Genomic DNA, 16,878 nt, shown 5'->3' on the forward strand with positions numbered 1-16,878 from the left:
AGCGCCCAGTCATTCGGCCATCTGCAATTCTGGCAGCTTCACCCGAAACGCCTTGGTCAGCCCGACCAGGCAGATGAACCCCACGCCCATCCAGCACAGGCCAATCGTGAAGGACATGCGCGACAGGCTGGTCCACAGCCAGATCGTGCTGAGGAACCCGAGAGCCGGAATGGTGCCGTACAGCAGGCAGTTGCGCATCCCTCGCAACCGCAGGTCCACCAGGTAGTGCTTGACCACCGCAAGGTTCACCGCCGAGAAGGCGAACAGGGCGCCGAAACTGATCATGTTGGCCACGGTATCCAGGGTGATGAACAGCGCCACCAGCGACAACAGGCTGACCAGCATGATTGCCGTTGCCGGCACGCGTTTCTTCGTTACCAGCTGGCCGAACACCCGCGGCAGCGCACCATCGCGCCCCATGGCGAACAGCACCCGCGAGACGCTGGCCTGGGACACCATCGCCGAAGCGAAGCAGCCGGCCACATAGGTCGCCGTGAACGCCGTCACCAGCATTTCCCCGCCAACGCGGCGCATGACATCCACCGAGGCCGAGTCGGGGTCGGCGAAGCTGGCCCAGTCGGGGAAGACCATCTGTGCGAAGTACGACACCACCAGGAACAGCAGGCCGCCGATCACCGATACCGCCATGATCGCCTGGGGAATGCGCTGGGTCGGGTTGCTGGTTTCCTCGGCCATGGTCGACACCGCATCAAAGCCGAGGAACGACAGGCACAGCACGGCAGCCCCGGTCATGATCAGCGGCACGCTGAAACCTTCATGGTGGAACGGCGCCAGCAGCGATACCGGCGCGGCCTGGCCGCCCAGGTGGCGTACCGACAGTGCGACGAACACCACGATGAACACCAGTTGTGCCACCACCAGGATCCAGTTGACCCGGGTGATCGACTCGATACCGATCAGGTTGAGGAAGGTCACCAGAGCAATCGAGCCGGCGACCCACACCCAGGCATGGATGGCCGGGAAGTATTCGGACATGTAGATGCCGATCAGCAGGTAGCTGAGCAGCGGCAGGAAGATGTAGTCGAGCAGCAAGGTCCAGCCGGCGATGAAGCCGAAGTGGCTGCCGAACGCCTTGCGCGTGTAGGTATAGACAGAGCCGGAGTAGGGATGGGCCTGGACCATGCGGCCGTAGCTGTAGGCGGTCAGCAGCATGGCGGCGAGGGTGAGGATGTAGGCGATGGGCAGGTGGCCCTTGGTCATCTGGGTGACCAGCCCGTAGGTAGTGAAGACGGCAAGCGGGACCATGTAGGCGAGGCCGAACAGCACCAGCGCGGTCATGCCCATGGACTTTCTGAAACGACCGGTAACGTGGTTGGGCGACGCAGGCTGGTGGGGATGGGGCTGGGCTGTATTTGTTGTTGTATGCATTGCTGACTCCTGAAATGGGATGCAGGAAGCTGCAGTAGGCGAGCGGGCTCGCTACTGGTGAGGGCGTTTGATCGGAGGCGTGGCTGGGGTGGGGCGGCTCGAATGCTCCCACACTCGGGGAGGCCTCGAAATCACCCTTTGGGGGGAGCATTGTGCGTCAGTCACGTAATCCCTGGCGCCCGCTGCTGGCGAGTATTTTCCTCTGCAAGAGGCAGCAAAAAGCTGGTTTCGCCAGCCCTGCAGCTGCGCCAAGAATGGCGGCCAGACCCATAACAATCGGACCGCAGGGACGGTCGTCAGGAGTGTGTATGTACGATCTCGGATACTGGCAACAGCGCGCGGCAAGCCTGAGCTTGCGAGACAAGGCCTTGATCGGCGCCCGCCAGGTCGGTGCAGCCAGCGGTGCGACGTTCGACGCCATCAACCCCGCAACCAACCAGATGCTCGCCCGTGTCGCAGCGTGTGGCCAGGCCGAAGTGGACCTTGCCGTCAGCACGGCGCGCAAGGCGTTCGAGCAAGGGCCGTGGCCGCGCATGGCGCCCGCGCAGCGCAAGCAGGTGCTGCTGCGCCTGGCCGAGCTGATCATGGCCCACCGAGAAGAGCTGGCGCTGCTGGACTCGCTGAACATGGGCAAGCCGGTCATGGATGCCTACAACATCGACGTACCGGGTTCGGCCCACGTCTTCGCCTGGTATGGCGAGGCGCTCGACAAGCTCTACGACCAGGTTGCACCGACCGCCGCCAACGCCTTGGCCACCATCACCCGCGAAGCGCTGGGCGTGGTCGCGGCGGTGGTACCGTGGAACTTCCCGCTCGACATGGCCGCCTGGAAGCTCGCCCCGGCACTGGCGGCGGGTAACAGCGTGGTCCTCAAGCCCGCCGAGCAATCGCCGTTCTCGGCCTTGCGCCTGGCCGAGCTGGCACTGGAAGCGGGCCTGCCGGAGGGGGTGCTCAGCGTGGTCCCAGGCCTTGGCGAAACCGCAGGCCGCGCGCTGGGCCTGCACCCCGACGTGGATTGCCTGGTCTTCACCGGCTCCACCCAGGTGGGTAAATACTTCATGCAGTATTCGGCGCAGTCCAACCTCAAGCAGGTGTGGCTGGAGTGTGGCGGCAAGAGCCCGAACCTGGTGTTCGCCGATTGCCAGGACCTGGACCTGGCGGCCGAGAAAGCCGCCTTTGGCATTTTCTTCAACCAGGGCGAAGTGTGCTCGGCCAACTCGCGGCTGTATGTGCAGCGCTCGATCCATGACGAGTTCATCGAACGCCTGCAGGCCAAGGCCCGCCAATGGCTGCCAGGCAACCCGCTGGATCCGGCCAGCCGTGCTGGGGCCATCGTCGACGCCGAGCAGGCCACGCGCATTGCCCGGGCCATCGGCCAGGCCACTGAGCAGGGCGCGCGGCTGGTCTGTGGCGGGCAACGCCTGACGATCGGGGCATCCGACAACTTCATCGAGCCAACCATCTTCGCCGGCGTCGACAACCGCATGAGCCTCGCCCGGGACGAAGTGTTCGGCCCAGTGCTGGCGGTCAGCGCGTTCGACACCGAAGAACAGGCCATCCAGTTGGCCAATGACAGCATCTACGGCCTGGCGGCGTCGGTGTGGAGCGATGACCTGAACCGTGCGCACCGGGTTGCCCGTGCGCTCAAGGTGGGTACGGTGTCGGTCAATACGGTGGATGCGCTGGACGTGGCCGTGCCGTTTGGCGGTGGCAAGCAATCCGGGTTTGGCCGCGACTTGTCGTTGCACGCGTTCGACAAGTACTCGCAGTTGAAGACCACCTGGTATCAGCTGCGCGGCTGATCTACAGATTGCCCAGGAGCATCCCGAGCTGGCGGTGCTCCCAGGTGCTCAGCCATTCCACCGGGTTGCTGCCAAAACCCTGGGTGGCGTCGAACACGTAGGCCCGGCCGCACGGGCTGAGGCAGCTGACGCAATAGGCCAGCGCGTTGTTGTCGTTGAACAGCGTGACGTGCCAACCGTCACTTTCCAGTGTCATCGGCCCACAGCCGATTTCCGCCCAGCGGGCGTTGCCCTGGCGCTGCATGTTGCGCACGCCCAGGGCGATTTCGCGCAGCAACTGGCTGACTTCGCGGGGGGTGAGGGGGCCTGGAGCGAGCATCATGTACCCGGTGTGGTGGATTGCTGCATCATACCAGCCTCAGCCCCTTGCCTACCCAGGAGACAGCGATGATCAAGCCCGGCGAGCAACTGCCCGACGTTACGCTCTACGCGTACAACAACCGCGAGGGCGCATGCCCGATCGGCCCGAATGCGTTTTCCGTGCGCGAGCGCTGCAAGCAGAAGAAAGTGGTGATTTTCGGTTTGCCTGGTGCGTTCACGCCCACCTGCTCCGAGCGTCATGTGCCTGGGTATGTGGCTGCAGCACAGGCGCTGTTCGCCGCTGGCGTTGACGAAATTTTCTGTGTTTCGGTCAACGATGCCTTTGTCATGAACGCCTGGGGCAACAGCCTGCAGGTGGGCGAGGCAGTCAGGATGATCGGCGATGGCAATGGCGAATTCAGCGAGGCGCTGGGCCTGATCCAGGACCTCTCGGCCCGGGGCCTGGGGCGGCGTTCGCAGCGCTATGCCATGTTGGTTGACGATGGTGTGGTCAAGCACATTGCGGTGGAGGCGCCTGGCAAGTTCGAGGTCAGCGACGCGGCAAGCATGCTGGCCGTGGTGCAAGCGTAACGTGAACAGAATCTGAGTGGAGTACATCTGTACTCCACTCAGGAGTTTTTACCATGAAGGCCTTTTGATATCATTGCTGACTCCCTAGAATGCTGGCCACCTTTCGAAAGAAGGGTGCCCTGCAATTTTCCAAGGAAGTCGAAATGCGATTTGCAAGTGTTATAGGCTTGGCTCTTGTCCTGAGCCTCGGAGGCTGCGCCAGTTTCACCCAGGACGAAGTGGCCCAGGTCGACCTGCCTTCGATGGCAGGCTATACCAACAAACCCAACGTCTACGTGGACTTTGATTTCTATCAGGGTGATCCCGCTAGCGCCAACGAAATGCCGCAAGCCCGGGACATGCTCAAACCGGAACTCAAGCGCGCCTTCAACGAGTCAGGCTTGTTCGGCCGCGTCACCTTCGACGAATTCGAAAAGCAGCCAGGCGACTATAGCCTGCGCCTGAAGGTCTACAATCATTCGCCCAATGGCGGGCAACTCGCGCTGGCCTTCATCAGTGGCCTGACCTTCACCGTCATTCCTGCCCTGGCCACGGACAAGTACACCATGAGCCTGGAAACCCTGGATGAGCACGGGGCATCGATCGCCAAGAACCAGAATCACGACGCGATCAACACCTGGTTGGGCATCTGGTTCCTGCCACTGGTAGGCAACACCCCGAAAGCGGCCGTCACAGATACCTTCAACCGCCAGGTCAATGCGCTGCTCAAGGACTGGGTGGACAACAACCGCTTGAAGTATTCGGCTGGCGAATCACGCATCCCTCGCGCTTGAGCCAGAACAGACAGAGCCGCAAGCGCGGCTCTGTTTTTTTGCTTACTTCAATGCCTGTACAAATTGCGGATCGCTGTACAGCGACTTGAGCAATGCCTGCAGCATGGGGTTGTAATTGTTGGCCGCTGTCGGGATCGCAATCGGCCCGAAGAAGCTGCTGTCCCAGTCACGCGTCACGTCCTTGGTCGACTCGTAAAGCACTTGGTCGCCCTGGCGCAGCGTGAAACGCGCTGCCAGCTCGCCATGCCCGTTGGCCACGCCGGAGTTGAGCTGGCTTTTCACCAGTTGTACCTGCAATTGTCGATCAGCCCGGGGATCGAGCAAGCCTGCATGGCGCAGCTCATCGTTGATGGCCGCCTGAATGTGCAGCGGAATGTTACCTGCTGGTGAAGAAATCGGGTTCAGGCGCACCATCAACGAACCTTGCCCGGCGTCGGCCTGCACTTGCGTTTCACGCACCGCTTGCAGCGGGGCGTTCTGCTTCAATTGCTGAACGTTCTGGTAGTTGGCTTCGTAACGGGCCATTGTCACACCGCAGCCTTGCAGCAACAGGACAAGTGGGGCGACCAGGTAAAGCTTGTTCACGGCGGATCCTTGCGTGTTATGAAAGTGCGTGATTATCGATGAGTGGCACTATGCCATCAAGTTCTTGGCGGTTATCTACGCAAGGTTGAACGCTCTGCTTAATTTTCCTGTGCCTCAGAGGGAGTCACCATGAGCGATCATGTGATGTCAGTTCGGGCAGTGGCTGGCGCAGCGTTCATAGCCGATGTGGGCCCGACCCGTTTCTTGCAAGTAGCCTCCAGCCAGCCGCTCACGCCAGCCCAGGCCATATCAGCGGCGGCCTGGGCCTGCGGCATGCGCAGGCTCGCCGCCAACCTGGCGTTTTCGGCCTTCATTGCCCAGTGATCACGACGCAAGCAGTGTGTGCAGGCTGGCCAGAATGGCATTGGCATCGTAGGGCTTGCGTACCACCGCCACCTGCTGCAGATGCTGCGGAATGCTGACGCCCTCGCCATAGCCGGTGGCAAACAGGAACGGAATGCCTCGGCGCACCAGTTCATCGGCCACGCAGATCGATGTACCAGGGCCCAGGTTGATATCCAGTATCGCGGCATCCGGTGTCCGGTTGGCCAGCAGCCTCATGGCTTCATGCTCGGAGCCAGCGGTGATGACATTGGTGATCTGGGCGTCATTGAGTATCTGTTCCAGCCCCACGGCAATGACCAATTGGTCCTCGAGAATCAATACACAGGCATCCGCGCGCGCGGCAAGCACATTGCCCGGTTGCGCCAACGACGCGGCGGGGTGTTGCGCTTCAGGCGCCGGGACCACCGAGAGGTGCCGGGCGGGGATTCTGAAAAAGCCCTGAAGCCCCTCAGGCCGGTATTCGACGCTGCTGGTGCCGCCCAGGTCGAACGGTATGCTGCGATCGATCAGCACCGTGCCGAAGCCACTGCGGCTTGGCGGGCGAACCGTTGGCCCGTCGCTCTCGCGCCAGGTGATGTCGCAGGCATTGCCCGCGTCCAGCGCCCAGCTGACGCAGAGCCGGCCGCCAGCCCTCGACAGCGCGCCGTACTTGGCCGCGTTGGTCGCCAATTCGTGCAACACCAAAGCCATCACCGAGTAGGCGCGTGCGTCGAGGATCACATTGGGCCCGGCCAACTCGATGGCCTCGGCCGACGTGCGATAGGGTGACAGTTCAGCCTCAAGCAACGTGGCCAGGCGCCCGCCGCCGTCACCGCGCACGACCTGGTCGTGGGCCAGGGACAGCGCGTGGATGCGGCCTTTTAGCGTCGCCACGTAGTCCTTGAGCGTCTGGCTCTCGGACGTCGGGTGGGCAACCAGGGCACCGATCAATGAAAGGATATTCTTGACCCGGTGATTGAGCTCTTCATTGAGAATGCGCTGGCGCACTTCAGCCTTCGAGCGTTCGTTGGCCAGCAGTTCGCTGTTGTGCAAGGCCACCTCGACGATGGCCGTGCGAATGGCTTCGCCGAACTGCCGGTCCTGTTCGCTCCAGGGCAATGACTGCTGGTGCACCGTCTCTTTCCAGATCGCGAAGCTCTTGCGCGGTGTCAACCGGTCGCCCAGCGCGCCACTTTCGTAGGTCTTGTTCGGGTCGCCGGCCCAGTCCAGCGTCTCGACCACTTCCTTGCGGAACAGCATGAGGTAGTCCCTTGGCTGCTGCGACATGGGGATGATCAGTACGCCGGAGACTTCCGTGTAGTAGTCCTGGGCCGCGGGGAGCGCCATGGAAAGCCGGTTGGACGCCCAGGTCCTGCCTTCGGTGACCCCCTGCGCAAGCCCCAGCAAGTCTGCAATGGCAACCTTGGGCGGCGTAAGGCCGGTCGACGTCCAGCGCCCCTGCATCGACATGCCGATGCCGTCGCACGGGATCAGCGACTGGAATTGGCCCAGGCGCGAATGGAAGAACGCTTCGATGTCGTGGGCATGGTTGGCGTCCCGCAGCAGCGAGTCCAGCGCCTTGTGGACATTGACGGCCGCTTCGAGGTTCTGCCGGGTACGCAGGGTTTCGATGTGCAGCGAGAAGAATTCGCCGAACATCTCCGCCGCCACCCGTTGCCCCATGGCCAGGGTGCGCGGTGCGTAATGGTGGCACGCGATCAACCCCCAGAGCGCGCCATTGACGATGACCGAGATCGACATCGAAGCACCTACACCCATGTTGGTGAGGTATTCGCAATGGATCGGCGAGACGCTGCGCAAGTGGGCGTAGGAGAGGTCCAGAGGTTCGCCAGACGGGTCCAGTACCGGGTCGATGGCGACAGTCTTGAACTGGGTGTCTGAGATGATCCGGATTGGGTTGCGCAGGTACAGGGCGCGTGCCTGCTGGGGTATGTCGGACGCCGGGAAGTACTGGCCGAGGAAGCTCTCCAGGTCGCCTCGCTTGGCTTCGGCTACGACTTTGCCGGCGCCGTCAGCCCCCAGCTGGTAGATCATCACGCGGTCATAAGCGAGCACTGCACGCACGAAACGGGCGGCGTCGCGGAACAGTTTGTGGGTCTGGTCGACTTCGCGCAGCTGGGCGATCAGCGTGCGGGCCAGCTCGATGGGTTCGGCAATGCTGGCGCCGGCGGGCTCGAACTCGATGATCGCGGTGCCCTTGAACAGGTGGGCCGAGACATCGAACGCCTGGCCTGAAGGCAGCTGTACGCTGAACATCTGCGAGGGCCGCGAGCCTTCGCGGGTGCGGGCCAACGAGTTGCGCAGGGTGTGTGCCACTTCATCACCCAGCACGGCGTTCAGCTTCTGGCCATTGATTGTGCCTGCCACGCCAAGCATCTGTGGCAGATTCAGCGAATGGCGCAGCACGACAGTCGCTGATGCATCGCAGGCCAGCAAGCAGCCGTGGGGTTGGATACTGCCTGGAATCTGGATCGGCTCGCGATCACAGTTGGTCAGGTTTACCTGGGGGTCGAAGGTCATTGGGCCCGCACCTGAAAATGGAGAGAAATACCTGACTTACAGTAGAGCATCAACCCGCAGAAACGGGGACGAGCCACCATGCTAGCCCGACACTGGCAATTGCCACTGGGGGTTCGACAGCCGTTCGACGAAAAAGTCAGCCAGCGCCTGGACCTTGCGCGGCCGTGTGCGCGCGGACGGGGTCACGAAGTACAACCCACCTTGAGTCATCCGCCATTCCGGTAGCAGCCGGGCAAGGCGCCCGTCGGCCAGGTACTCGGCAGCGATGAATTCCGGCAGTTCGGCAATCGCCATGCCCGCCAGCAAGGGTGCGATCAGGGCATCCGAGTTGGTCACCCGCAGCGGCCCGCGGGGCGTCACGTCGTGTTCGCTGCCGTCGACATGGCTGAAGCGCCATACCTGGCTGCGGGCGCGATAGGCGTAACTCAGGCAGGCGTGGCCAGCCAACTCCCGCGGGTGCATGGGCTGGCCGTGGCGGGCAAGGTAGGACGGCGCGGCCACCAGGTACTGGCTGACCGAACAGATACGCCGCGCCACCAGCGAGGAATCGGGCAGGGCAGCGATGCGCAAGGCAGCATCGAAACCATCGGCGACCAGGTCGACGGTCGAGTCGGACAAATGCAGGTCGAGTTCCAACCCGGGGTATTGCGCCAGCAGTTCGGGCAGCAGCGGCGCGACCCAACGCAAACCGAAGGCCATCGGCACCGCCAGGCGCACCAACCCGCGCGGCTGCACCGACAGCTCCTGGGCCTCGCTTTCCATTTCCTCGGCCTGGCGATACAGGGCGCTGGCTTGCTCGACCATGCGCTGGCCAAATTCTGTCAGCGAGAGCTGGCGCGAGGTGCGGTTGAACAGGCGCGCGCCCAGGCGCTCTTCAAGGCGCGCCACCGCCCGCGACACCGTGGGCACCGACACGCCCATGGCCCGTGAAGCGGCGGCGTAAGAGCCTTCTTCGGCCACTTTGGCGAACATCGCCAGGCCTTCGAAATCCGGGATTCTTGGCATTTCATTTCTGCAATGATGGCTTTCTAATGATTCTATTTTGAAATGGTTCGTTGGTCGATACGCTTCTCCCCACAGCCACTCACCACCTCAACGGGAGAAACACCATGAGCAACAAACTGCAAGGCAAGATCGCACTGGTCACCGGCGGCACCACCGGTATTGGCCTGGCCACGGCAAAACGGTTTGCCGAGGAGGGTGCCCATGTCTACATCACCGGGCGCCGCCAGGCGGAGCTGGACAAGGCGGTAGCGCTGGTGGGCAATGCCACCGGTGTTGCGGTCGACTCAACCCGGCTGGAGCAACTGGATGCGCTCTATGCCCGCATCGCCCAGGAAAAGGGGCGTCTGGATGTACTGTTTGCCAACGCTGGCGGCGGCTCCATGCTGCCACTGGGCGAGATTACCGAGGCCCACTACGACGATACCTTCGACCGTAACGTCAAAGGCGTGCTGTTCACCGTGCAAAAGGCGCTGCCACTGCTGGCGCGCAATGCATCGGTCATTCTCACCGGCTCCACGGCCGGTAGCTCAGGCACGGCGGCATTCAGCGTGTATTCGGCGTCCAAGGCTGCCGTGCGGGCCTTCGCCCGTAGCTGGATTCTGGACTTGAAGGATCGCGCAGTCAGGGTCAATACCCTCAGCCCTGGCGCCACCCGTACACCCGGGCTGGTCGACCTCGCCGGGCCGGATGCCGCGCAACAGCAGGGCCTGCTGGATTACCTGGCCGCTCAGGTGCCGCTGGGGCGGGTAGGGGAGCCGGTGGAGATCGCCAACGCGGCAGTGTTCCTCGCCAGCGACGATGCCAGCTTCATCAACGGTGCCGAGCTGTTCGTGGACGGTGGCCAGGCGCAGATCTGAGCATCATGAAGCCAGGTTACAGGCAGGAGTACAAATGTACTCCTATCTGTAGCCCGCCTTTGAGCTGACAAGCGAGACCGTGGCCATCTTTAGGTGCATCATGGTCGTTTCGCCATCCAGAGCAGCTGCCAAGCAGTATTGAACATGAATCGTCCGCTATTTGTTGCGCTAGATGGCCCGAAGGGCACAGGCAAGACCACGCTGCTGGAGGCCGTTACCCAAGCCCTGAGGGCAGACAGCCGGAAAGTAATCCGCCTTTGCGAGAAGAAGAGCGACCCCTTCAGGGGGGAAACCATGGCGCTGGTCAACCAGCTCGTGAGAAACCCCTGTCGGGAGCTGGAGTTGAAGGTTTGTGCGCGCCTGGCCGATAGCCGTGCGTGGATTTCCCAGAACGTGCTGCCCAGGCAACCTGCCGACAGCATCATCCTGATCGACCGCTGGTACCCCTCCGATGCCGCGTTCCGCCGCACGGTCCCGTTTGCCGAGATTCTGCGGATGAACCGCGAGCGTGGTGTGCAAGTGCCGGACCTGCATGTCGGGGTTGTCACATCACCCGATACGTCTTGGGCGAGGGCGGCGGCACGCACACGCGGGCTGGGCAGTACGGTGATGTACAAGCTGGATGAACAGGTCGCCTGTACCGAAGCGTTCGAGCGGGCCGTTGCGGAGCACGGCTGGGTGCTGTGCCGCAATGAAGGCACGATTGCCGAAGCGACCCGCCAGGTGGTTGCCGAAATCCAGCGAGTGCTTCAGCTTTTGCGCCCTTGAGCTGCCTGGCCCTGATTTTAAGATTTTTCCTTAGGGTGTGCCGAACGCAGGCGAAGCGATTGACCGAGAGCAGATGTTCCAGGCCTACACCCTCAATTGCGCCCAAGCCATGCGCCTGGACCAGCAGGTGGGTTCGCTCAAGGTCGGCGCATTGCCCTGCATGTTTTCGCTTGGCAGCCAGGGTACGAGAAAGCCGGCGTGGCTAGAAATGCGACCTGCCTGTTGCGCCCTGATACCTATGTCGCGCTGGCTGACCCTGAAGGGGATACAGCCAATTTGAGCCGGTATTTCAAGGCGCACGGCGTCATCCTGCCCGCTTGAAGCGTCGGGTACAGCGGCTGCCTGTGCCTTGGAACAGGAATTGCTGTGAACCTGCAAACTCTACACAGCGGGTAATACGGCAATGCTCCATCAAGACCACTGCTTGGTGTTCCTGGTCGCCGTAGCCGTGCTGGTCGTGGATGCGGTAGCCATCTTCATGGATCTGCAAGAACGGCCGCGCCCATGTTCGGGTTTGCGGCACCCTATATCGGGTTTTTTCACATGGCGGGGTACTTGGCCTGGCGGAAGCGGTGGGACCGGTGGGACTGCAGGGATGCAGAGCCAGTCAGTGCTCATCGGCGTGCATGCCGGCCGGGTGCTGGGTCGCGCAGGCGAACCATCAGCGGTATGCAGTTGTGACGCAACGATCTTCCCGGCCTGGCGCCGACGATGCATCTGCAGCGCCTAGGGAAGGCTCGCGAAGCCGCGAGCCTCTTTTTATCTAGAGGATAGGTTTACCGCCAGTGACTGCGTAACGTGAGCCACTGATATAGCTTGCCTCATCGGAGCCCAGCAGCACGTAGATCGGCGCGACTTCGACGGGCTGCCCGGGACGCCCCATGGGGTAACCAGAACCGAAGTTCTTCACGGCTTCATCGGGCATGGTGGATGGGATCAGTGGCGTCCAAATAGGGCCAGGTGCAACGCTGTTGACCCGAATGCCTTTCTTGCCCAGCAGCTGGGCCAGGCCTGCGGTGAAGTTGGCAATGGCGCCTTTGGTGGCGGCATACGCCAACAGGCTGGGTGATGGGTCGTCTGAGTTGACCGAGCTGGTATTAATGATCGAACCGCCTTTGGGCATTGCTGGCAAGGCGCGCTGGCAAATGCGGAAAATGGCGGTGATGTTGGTATCGAATGTCTTCACCCATTCATCATCGTCGATCTCGTCCAGTCCATCATGAGCCATCTGGAACGCGGCGTTGTTGACCAGAATATCGATTCGACCGAACTGCTCCACGGTCTTGTCGACGATGTCGTAGCAGTGCTGTTTCTGCGCCAGATCGCCCGGTAGCAGAAGGCATTGCCGGCCTGCGGCTTCGACCCACCGCGCAGTTTCCTGCGCATCTTCATGCTCATCCAGGTAGGAAATGGCAACGTCAGCGCCTTCGCGAGCATAGGCGATTGCTACCGCACGCCCGATGCCGCTATCGGCGCCGGTGATCAAGGCGATTTTGCCTTTCAGTCGGTTGTTGCCGGTGTAGCTCTGCTCTCCGCAGTCCGGGCAGGGCTCCATCTTGCGTTGTGATCCGGGAACACTTTGCGGTTGGGAGGGAAATGGAGGGGTTGGGTAGTCGCTCATCGGGAAGGCTCCTGCAGTTGAGTGCGCGTGTTAGCGTTCGAACGGAACTTGAGTCCGGCGTTGAGATGAGTTCAGGGTTTGAACGACAGGCGGTCGCGCCTTCCATTTCCATTGAATTATTGGGAATTGGTCAGCTCTACCGCTGACCCTGTGTCGCGCTTTCTGTGCGAGGCACCACCATTAACCGGAGGGTCAAGTGCCTCGAATCATCACCCCCAGCACGCCTGAACATGAGATCGATCAGCAGAATGCGAAGATGTTCGGTACCCCAAAAGAGCGCCTGGATTTCTATCGGCGCGAAATTCAGTACGAGACAACCATCCTGGCCAATCGTACAGATGCCTATCTCGCTGCCCAGTCGTTCCTGGTCATCGCTTTCGTTTCGTCGATGGGCAACCTCAATCAGAGCTGGGGCGAGATGTTTACCGTGATGGTACCGGCGTTTCTTGCACTGCTCGGCGTGTTGAGTTCGCTGAACGCCTGGCCAGGCATCCGCGCCGCCTTCCGGATCATCGAACACTGGCAACTGAAGCAAAGCCATTTGCTGCGTAGTGAGCCCATGATGGGGTTGGCGTATGACGAATCGCCGTTGTTCTGCGAAGCGGAAACCTCGCAGGCGGGACACCGCAAATCGCTGCTGTTCTCCCTACGCACGCCGTGGATTTTTCTCGGCTTCTGGATCTTGCTGGGCACCTATTCGGTTTATATCCAGCTGGCGTAACCCGAGCCCTCCAGGCGCCTTGAGGCATAACCGGAGGGCAGGGCGCAGGAAGCTGTACTCAACGCGTCAGTGCCTTGATCAACTGTTGGTTGAAGGCCGGAATATCGTCCGGCTGGCGGCTGGAGATCAGGTTGCCGTCCACCACAACTTGCTCATCCACCCAGTCGCCACCCGCATTGCGAATGTCGTCTTGCAATGTCTTGTAGCTTGTCATCCGCTTGCCTTTGGCTAAGCCACTGGACACCAGCAGCCAGCCTCCGTGGCAGATGACGGCCAGCGGCTTGCCAGCCGCGTCGTGGCTCTTTACCAGGTTCTGGGCACCGGGTATCAAGCGGATCGTGTCAGCGTTCTGCACGCCGCCTGGCAGCACCAGAGCATCATACAGATCGAGTTGGGCACTTTCGAAGGTTGCATCAACGGCAAATTCGTCGGCAGGCTTGTCGTGATTCCAGCCACGCACCGTACCTTCCTTGTCAGCGAGGATGTCGATCTCGGCACCCGCTTTCTGCAAAGCCTCACGAGGCCCGGTGAGCTCGATCTGCTCAAAACCATCGGTCACCAGGAAGGCCAAGCGTTTGCCACTCAGTTGTGCATTCATCATTGAATCTCCATTTTCGATAAGCCTGACAGGGAAGGCATTTGGCCAGGCGCGAAGTTCAAAGGCGACGCCTCAACGGCGTCGACGTTGGGCATGAGAGATGAGAAGTCCCGCGAGCAAACCGATAACCGCCGCACTCAGCAACAGCGGTATCTTGTCTTTTGGGGTGAGGCCGATGCCCTCCATGCTTGCTGGCCTACCTGTTGGCGTGAACAGATGCTCGGAGCAATCCAGCGCGCCGGAACTGCGGTTCAATGGTGTATCCGGATTGGATGGAGCGATGAACTCAGCGTCCTCAGTCGTGGCGTGGACGTCCAATGGGTTCAGCTTCAATGCTGTGCCGTCCATCAAGGTCAGTGTCAGATTTTCAATGTCTCCCGCTGCGCGACCTGGAAAAATCGGTTCGCCTGCAGCATCGAGGTTGTCGTAAATAAAGCGCTTGCCCTCCAGCCACCCAACGGCTGTGAGTAGCTCGGGGCCGAGGTAGTATTTTCCATCGAGGAAAAAGCCTGGAAACTGGTGAGCGCGTTCGACGTTCCCAACGGAGTAACGCTCACCCGCCTTCATGCCTGTTGTTGGATCGATCATGACTACGACCTCCTTATGCGGGTATAGCCATGGAGGTCGCCGAGACAGCACGTGTTCCTGAGGGATGACCAATGGACGTCAGTTCACTCCGTTGGGGGTGTGGTCGGTGGTTGCGGCGGCAGAGTTATCAATTAGTTGATCAATGAAGCGATATTGGTGATTTGCGAGGGTTTGGGAAGAAATACTGTCCGAGCAGACAGCAAGCCGGTGTCGATCACCATGTCGGCCGAAGTCAGAATCACGGGCAGGGCAGGCCACCTCCGCCAGATCTCGTGCGCCAGGTCTAAGCCGTCCATGCTTCAGGCATATGAATATCTGTCATCACCCAACTCGGGAGTTCTTGATTGCAAAGGCGGTGCAACGCCTCGTCAGCATTTGCGCAGGACATTACGATGACGGCGTAAAGTGACGTGAGACGCTCGGCGGTAAGGTCTCTTAGGAGGTCGTCGTCTTCCACGATCAGGATAGTCTTTGGCATGTAGAGTCTGCTTGCTTCTCATGTGCGTTAGGGCTCCGGGTCTCTCTAGGGCGTTGCTTCTAAGCGATGAGTGGTGCGCTAGGCGCCGTCATGGATTAGCGGCTATGGTAGGAAAGCGGTGAGCGAATCGCCTTTACGCCCTGAAAGGATTTTGGGCGTTTCCCGTTAATCCGGAAGGGAAGACTATGCATCAGCTACCAGTGGACGAAACAATCCGAGCGGCCTTGAAGAAGACTCATGCGCGCTTGCACCGCCAACATGAGCTTGTGGTCGAGTTTGGCGTAATGTCCCTGACGGCTGTGGACTTGGATCTATTGCTGACCCATGCATGTGCAGTAGTCGCAGAGGGGATGAGCACTCGCTTTTCCAAGGTGCTCCAGCCAGCAGAGGAGGGTGAAGGTTTTGTTCTGACCCACGGGGTTGGCTGGGATGCATCTGATATCGGGCGGGCTACCGTCGGCGCAGATGTGGCTAGTCCAGCTGGCTACGCATTGGCTACTTACAGGCCTGTACTCTCGAATCATTTGGGTATGGAAAACCGCTTCCGTACGCCGGAGCTGCTGAAAAAATATGGAATCGAGCGGGCTATCAATGTCCCGATCCGGGGCGTTCTCAGCCCGTTTGGTGTACTCGAAGCCGACAGCAGCAACGGAGACGATTTTGTAGAGAGCGATCTGGTTTTTCTGGAAGGTATCTCGAACGTTATCTCCATGGCTGTCGAAAGAATATCGGCGGGCGTAGATGTGCCACTTCCCGATCCTTATTCCGAGACCATTCTGAACGCCAGTCCTGACTGGGTAGATATCCTGGCCCCGAGCGGCGAGATTGAGTTCATGAACGAAGCCGGGCTGACGTTCATGAATACCCAACTGGCCAGCGTTAAAGGTCAGCTATGGTATGACCTTTGGCCCGAAGCATCGCGATCACTCGTTTGCGAGGCGGTAGCCAAAGTCAGTGCCGGGGAAACATTCAGGTTTGAAGCGAATTGCCCCATCGCGCCTGATGAACCGAAATGGTGGGATGTGACGGTTGCTCCGATCTTGGGCATAGACGGCCAGGTCGAGCGGGTCATTGCTGTATCAAGGGATATCACTGAGAGGCACCAGTACGAAGCTCAACTGCTCTCACTCATTGAGGCGCAGAACAGCAGGCAAAGTCGAAGCGACCTCTATCTCGAAGAAATCCATCATCGAGTCAAAAATAGCCTTCACTTGGTAAACACCCTGTTACTACTTCAAGCCAACCTCACGCCCGACGCGGCTGTGAAATTGCAGCTTGAAACCGCCGCAGGACGAGTGGTGACCATTGCCAGCGTTCACGAGCGGCTGTATCAGTCTGCCGAAGACCAAGAGGTTCGCGCCCGCGTTTACCTGGAGGCTCTGCTGGGTGATCTGGGCAAGGCGTTGGCCGACCGAAAAATTCTGTTGGAGGCTGACGACTTCGTCTTGCCACAAGAAAGAATGGCGCCTTTGGGATTAGTGATCTCCGAGTTGATCACCAACGCCCTCAAGTACGGCAAGGGTTGCATCGATGTAATCGTCAAATATGCCGGCGACCATGCCCAGCTTACCGTCAGGGATGAAGGTGAAGGTTTCCCAGATAATTATCCTAAGCCGACGGGAACAGGTCTTGGTATGCGCTTGGTCAAAAGCTATTCCGGCTACGGCAGCGCGGCAGTGGTGGTTGATCGCCAAGATAGCAAAAGCTGTATCCATGTTCGCTTTAAGCTCTAGATGCGTGAGGGGCGCCGCATGCCCCAATAGCAGCGTCAGCAAGACTGCGAACGCTACGGGCTGATTTCTGAGCTAGGAGAGGTCTAGGAAACCAGGGGCGATTCAATCTTTTACCAACAAGAAAATGTTGAGCTGGCTCAAATGCTCGGTTTTGATCTGAGTCAGGCAATCCGTTGGATTCCGAAACCCGGGAGGTGAAATGGG

At 60.5% G+C, this 16,878-nt stretch carries 16 protein-coding genes and 1 pseudogene; 8 read left to right on the forward strand and 9 right to left on the reverse strand.

Annotated elements, in window-relative coordinates; genetic code table 11:
- Nucleotides 1-9 precede the first annotated feature (9 nt).
- Nucleotides 10-1,389: an APC family permease gene (locus APH27_RS17030; RefSeq protein ID WP_060485439.1), complete on the reverse strand. Its 1,380-nt coding sequence runs from the start codon at nt 1,387-1,389 to the stop codon at nt 10-12.
- A gap of 308 nt (nt 1,390-1,697) precedes the next feature.
- Between APH27_RS17030 and APH27_RS17035 the strand changes: the two genes are divergently transcribed.
- The gene (locus APH27_RS17035) at nt 1,698-3,191 is read left to right on the forward strand and encodes an aldehyde dehydrogenase (RefSeq protein ID WP_060485440.1); all 1,494 of its coding nucleotides are present in this window, start codon (nt 1,698-1,700) and stop codon (nt 3,189-3,191) included.
- A 1-nt stretch (nt 3,192) separates the two neighbouring features.
- Here the strand turns inward: APH27_RS17035 and APH27_RS17040 are convergent, their stop codons facing one another.
- Entirely contained in the window at nt 3,193-3,510 is a 318-nt protein-coding gene (locus APH27_RS17040; RefSeq protein WP_060485478.1) for a hypothetical protein, read from the reverse strand.
- A 68-nt stretch (nt 3,511-3,578) separates the two neighbouring features.
- Here APH27_RS17040 and APH27_RS17045 point away from each other — a divergent pair, with 68 nt between their 5' ends.
- Nucleotides 3,579-4,082, forward strand: coding sequence for a peroxiredoxin (locus APH27_RS17045; RefSeq protein WP_060485441.1), 504 nt, complete (start codon nt 3,579-3,581; stop codon nt 4,080-4,082).
- Between the two features lie 143 nt (nt 4,083-4,225).
- Complete coding sequence (locus APH27_RS17050) at nt 4,226-4,855, forward strand: hypothetical protein (protein WP_060485479.1); 630 nt, start codon at nt 4,226-4,228, stop codon at nt 4,853-4,855.
- A gap of 42 nt (nt 4,856-4,897) precedes the next feature.
- On the opposite strand, the gene APH27_RS17055 is transcribed toward APH27_RS17050, so the two are convergent.
- Nucleotides 4,898-5,440 (reverse strand): hypothetical protein, encoded by a 543-nt coding sequence (locus tag APH27_RS17055; RefSeq protein ID WP_027917323.1) that lies wholly within the window; start codon nt 5,438-5,440, stop codon nt 4,898-4,900.
- Nucleotides 5,441-5,569: 129 nt separating this feature from the next.
- On the opposite strand from APH27_RS17055, the gene APH27_RS17060 reads away from it, so the two are divergent.
- Nucleotides 5,570-5,764: a hypothetical protein gene (locus APH27_RS17060; RefSeq protein ID WP_060485442.1), complete on the forward strand. Its 195-nt coding sequence runs from the start codon at nt 5,570-5,572 to the stop codon at nt 5,762-5,764.
- Here the strand turns inward: APH27_RS17060 and APH27_RS17065 are convergent, their stop codons facing one another.
- Both APH27_RS17065 and APH27_RS17070 read right to left on the reverse strand, forming a co-directional pair.
- A complete protein-coding gene (locus tag APH27_RS17065) occupies nt 5,765-8,305 on the reverse strand; it encodes an HWE histidine kinase domain-containing protein (protein WP_060485443.1) in 2,541 nt (846 codons plus the stop codon).
- A gap of 81 nt (nt 8,306-8,386) precedes the next feature.
- Nucleotides 8,387-9,310, reverse strand: coding sequence for a LysR family transcriptional regulator (locus tag APH27_RS17070; protein WP_060485444.1), 924 nt, complete (start codon nt 9,308-9,310; stop codon nt 8,387-8,389).
- A gap of 104 nt (nt 9,311-9,414) precedes the next feature.
- Between APH27_RS17070 and APH27_RS17075 the strand changes: the two genes are divergently transcribed.
- Nucleotides 9,415-10,167 carry an SDR family NAD(P)-dependent oxidoreductase gene (locus APH27_RS17075; RefSeq protein ID WP_027917327.1) on the forward strand — a complete coding sequence of 251 codons (753 nt, stop codon included), beginning with the start codon at nt 9,415-9,417 and terminating at the stop codon, nt 10,165-10,167.
- A 144-nt stretch (nt 10,168-10,311) separates the two neighbouring features.
- Nucleotides 10,312-10,935, forward strand: coding sequence for a dTMP kinase (locus APH27_RS17080; protein WP_027917328.1), 624 nt, complete (start codon nt 10,312-10,314; stop codon nt 10,933-10,935).
- A 763-nt stretch (nt 10,936-11,698) separates the two neighbouring features.
- Here the strand turns inward: APH27_RS17080 and APH27_RS17090 are convergent.
- Nucleotides 11,699-12,556: an SDR family oxidoreductase gene (locus tag APH27_RS17090; RefSeq protein ID WP_060485446.1), complete on the reverse strand. Its 858-nt coding sequence runs from the start codon at nt 12,554-12,556 to the stop codon at nt 11,699-11,701.
- Nucleotides 12,557-12,752: 196 nt separating this feature from the next.
- On the opposite strand from APH27_RS17090, the gene APH27_RS17095 reads away from it, so the two are divergent.
- Entirely contained in the window at nt 12,753-13,277 is a 525-nt protein-coding gene (locus APH27_RS17095) for a hypothetical protein (protein WP_060485447.1), read from the forward strand.
- Between the two features lie 58 nt (nt 13,278-13,335).
- On the opposite strand, the gene APH27_RS17100 is transcribed toward APH27_RS17095, so the two are convergent.
- The 3 genes and pseudogenes from APH27_RS17100 to APH27_RS27215 form a co-directional block, all read right to left on the reverse strand.
- Nucleotides 13,336-13,875, reverse strand: a complete 540-nt coding sequence (locus APH27_RS17100; RefSeq protein WP_060485480.1) for a type 1 glutamine amidotransferase domain-containing protein — start codon at nt 13,873-13,875, stop codon at nt 13,336-13,338.
- Nucleotides 13,876-14,139: 264 nt separating this feature from the next.
- A pseudogene (locus APH27_RS26905) lies at nt 14,140-14,463 on the reverse strand (short-chain dehydrogenase); the annotation flags it as partial.
- Between the two features lie 283 nt (nt 14,464-14,746).
- Nucleotides 14,747-14,941 (reverse strand): response regulator, encoded by a 195-nt coding sequence (locus tag APH27_RS27215; protein ID WP_177331686.1) that lies wholly within the window; start codon nt 14,939-14,941, stop codon nt 14,747-14,749.
- A gap of 185 nt (nt 14,942-15,126) precedes the next feature.
- Between APH27_RS27215 and APH27_RS17115 the strand changes: the two genes are divergently transcribed.
- The gene (locus tag APH27_RS17115) at nt 15,127-16,674 is read left to right on the forward strand and encodes a sensor histidine kinase (RefSeq protein WP_060485449.1); all 1,548 of its coding nucleotides are present in this window, start codon (nt 15,127-15,129) and stop codon (nt 16,672-16,674) included.
- Nucleotides 16,675-16,878: the final 204 nt, after the last annotated feature.

It is taken from the genome of Pseudomonas sp. NBRC 111123 (genome assembly GCF_001320205.1).
GTDB lineage: Bacteria > Pseudomonadota > Gammaproteobacteria > Pseudomonadales > Pseudomonadaceae > Aquipseudomonas > Aquipseudomonas putida_J.

What these genes read in the sequence shown, in the direction of transcription:
- APH27_RS17030 (WP_060485439.1), bottom strand. Translation starts at nt 1,389, where the DNA reads ATGCATACAACAACAAATACAGCCCAGCCCCATCCCCACCAGCCTGCG.
- APH27_RS17035 (WP_060485440.1), top strand. Translation starts at nt 1,698, where the DNA reads ATGTACGATCTCGGATACTGGCAACAGCGCGCGGCAAGCCTGAGCTTG.
- APH27_RS17040 (WP_060485478.1), bottom strand. Translation starts at nt 3,510, where the DNA reads ATGCTCGCTCCAGGCCCCCTCACCCCCCGCGAAGTCAGCCAGTTGCTG.
- APH27_RS17045 (WP_060485441.1), top strand. Translation starts at nt 3,579, where the DNA reads ATGATCAAGCCCGGCGAGCAACTGCCCGACGTTACGCTCTACGCGTAC.
- APH27_RS17050 (WP_060485479.1), top strand. Translation starts at nt 4,226, where the DNA reads ATGCGATTTGCAAGTGTTATAGGCTTGGCTCTTGTCCTGAGCCTCGGA.
- APH27_RS17060 (WP_060485442.1), top strand. Translation starts at nt 5,570, where the DNA reads ATGAGCGATCATGTGATGTCAGTTCGGGCAGTGGCTGGCGCAGCGTTC.
- APH27_RS17065 (WP_060485443.1), bottom strand. Translation starts at nt 8,305, where the DNA reads ATGACCTTCGACCCCCAGGTAAACCTGACCAACTGTGATCGCGAGCCG.
- APH27_RS17070 (WP_060485444.1), bottom strand. Translation starts at nt 9,310, where the DNA reads ATGCCAAGAATCCCGGATTTCGAAGGCCTGGCGATGTTCGCCAAAGTG.
- APH27_RS17075 (WP_027917327.1), top strand. Translation starts at nt 9,415, where the DNA reads ATGAGCAACAAACTGCAAGGCAAGATCGCACTGGTCACCGGCGGCACC.
- APH27_RS17080 (WP_027917328.1), top strand. Translation starts at nt 10,312, where the DNA reads ATGAATCGTCCGCTATTTGTTGCGCTAGATGGCCCGAAGGGCACAGGC.
- APH27_RS17090 (WP_060485446.1), bottom strand. Translation starts at nt 12,556, where the DNA reads ATGAGCGACTACCCAACCCCTCCATTTCCCTCCCAACCGCAAAGTGTT.
- APH27_RS17100 (WP_060485480.1), bottom strand. Translation starts at nt 13,875, where the DNA reads ATGAATGCACAACTGAGTGGCAAACGCTTGGCCTTCCTGGTGACCGAT.
- APH27_RS27215 (WP_177331686.1), bottom strand. Translation starts at nt 14,941, where the DNA reads ATGCCAAAGACTATCCTGATCGTGGAAGACGACGACCTCCTAAGAGAC.
- APH27_RS17115 (WP_060485449.1), top strand. Translation starts at nt 15,127, where the DNA reads ATGCATCAGCTACCAGTGGACGAAACAATCCGAGCGGCCTTGAAGAAG.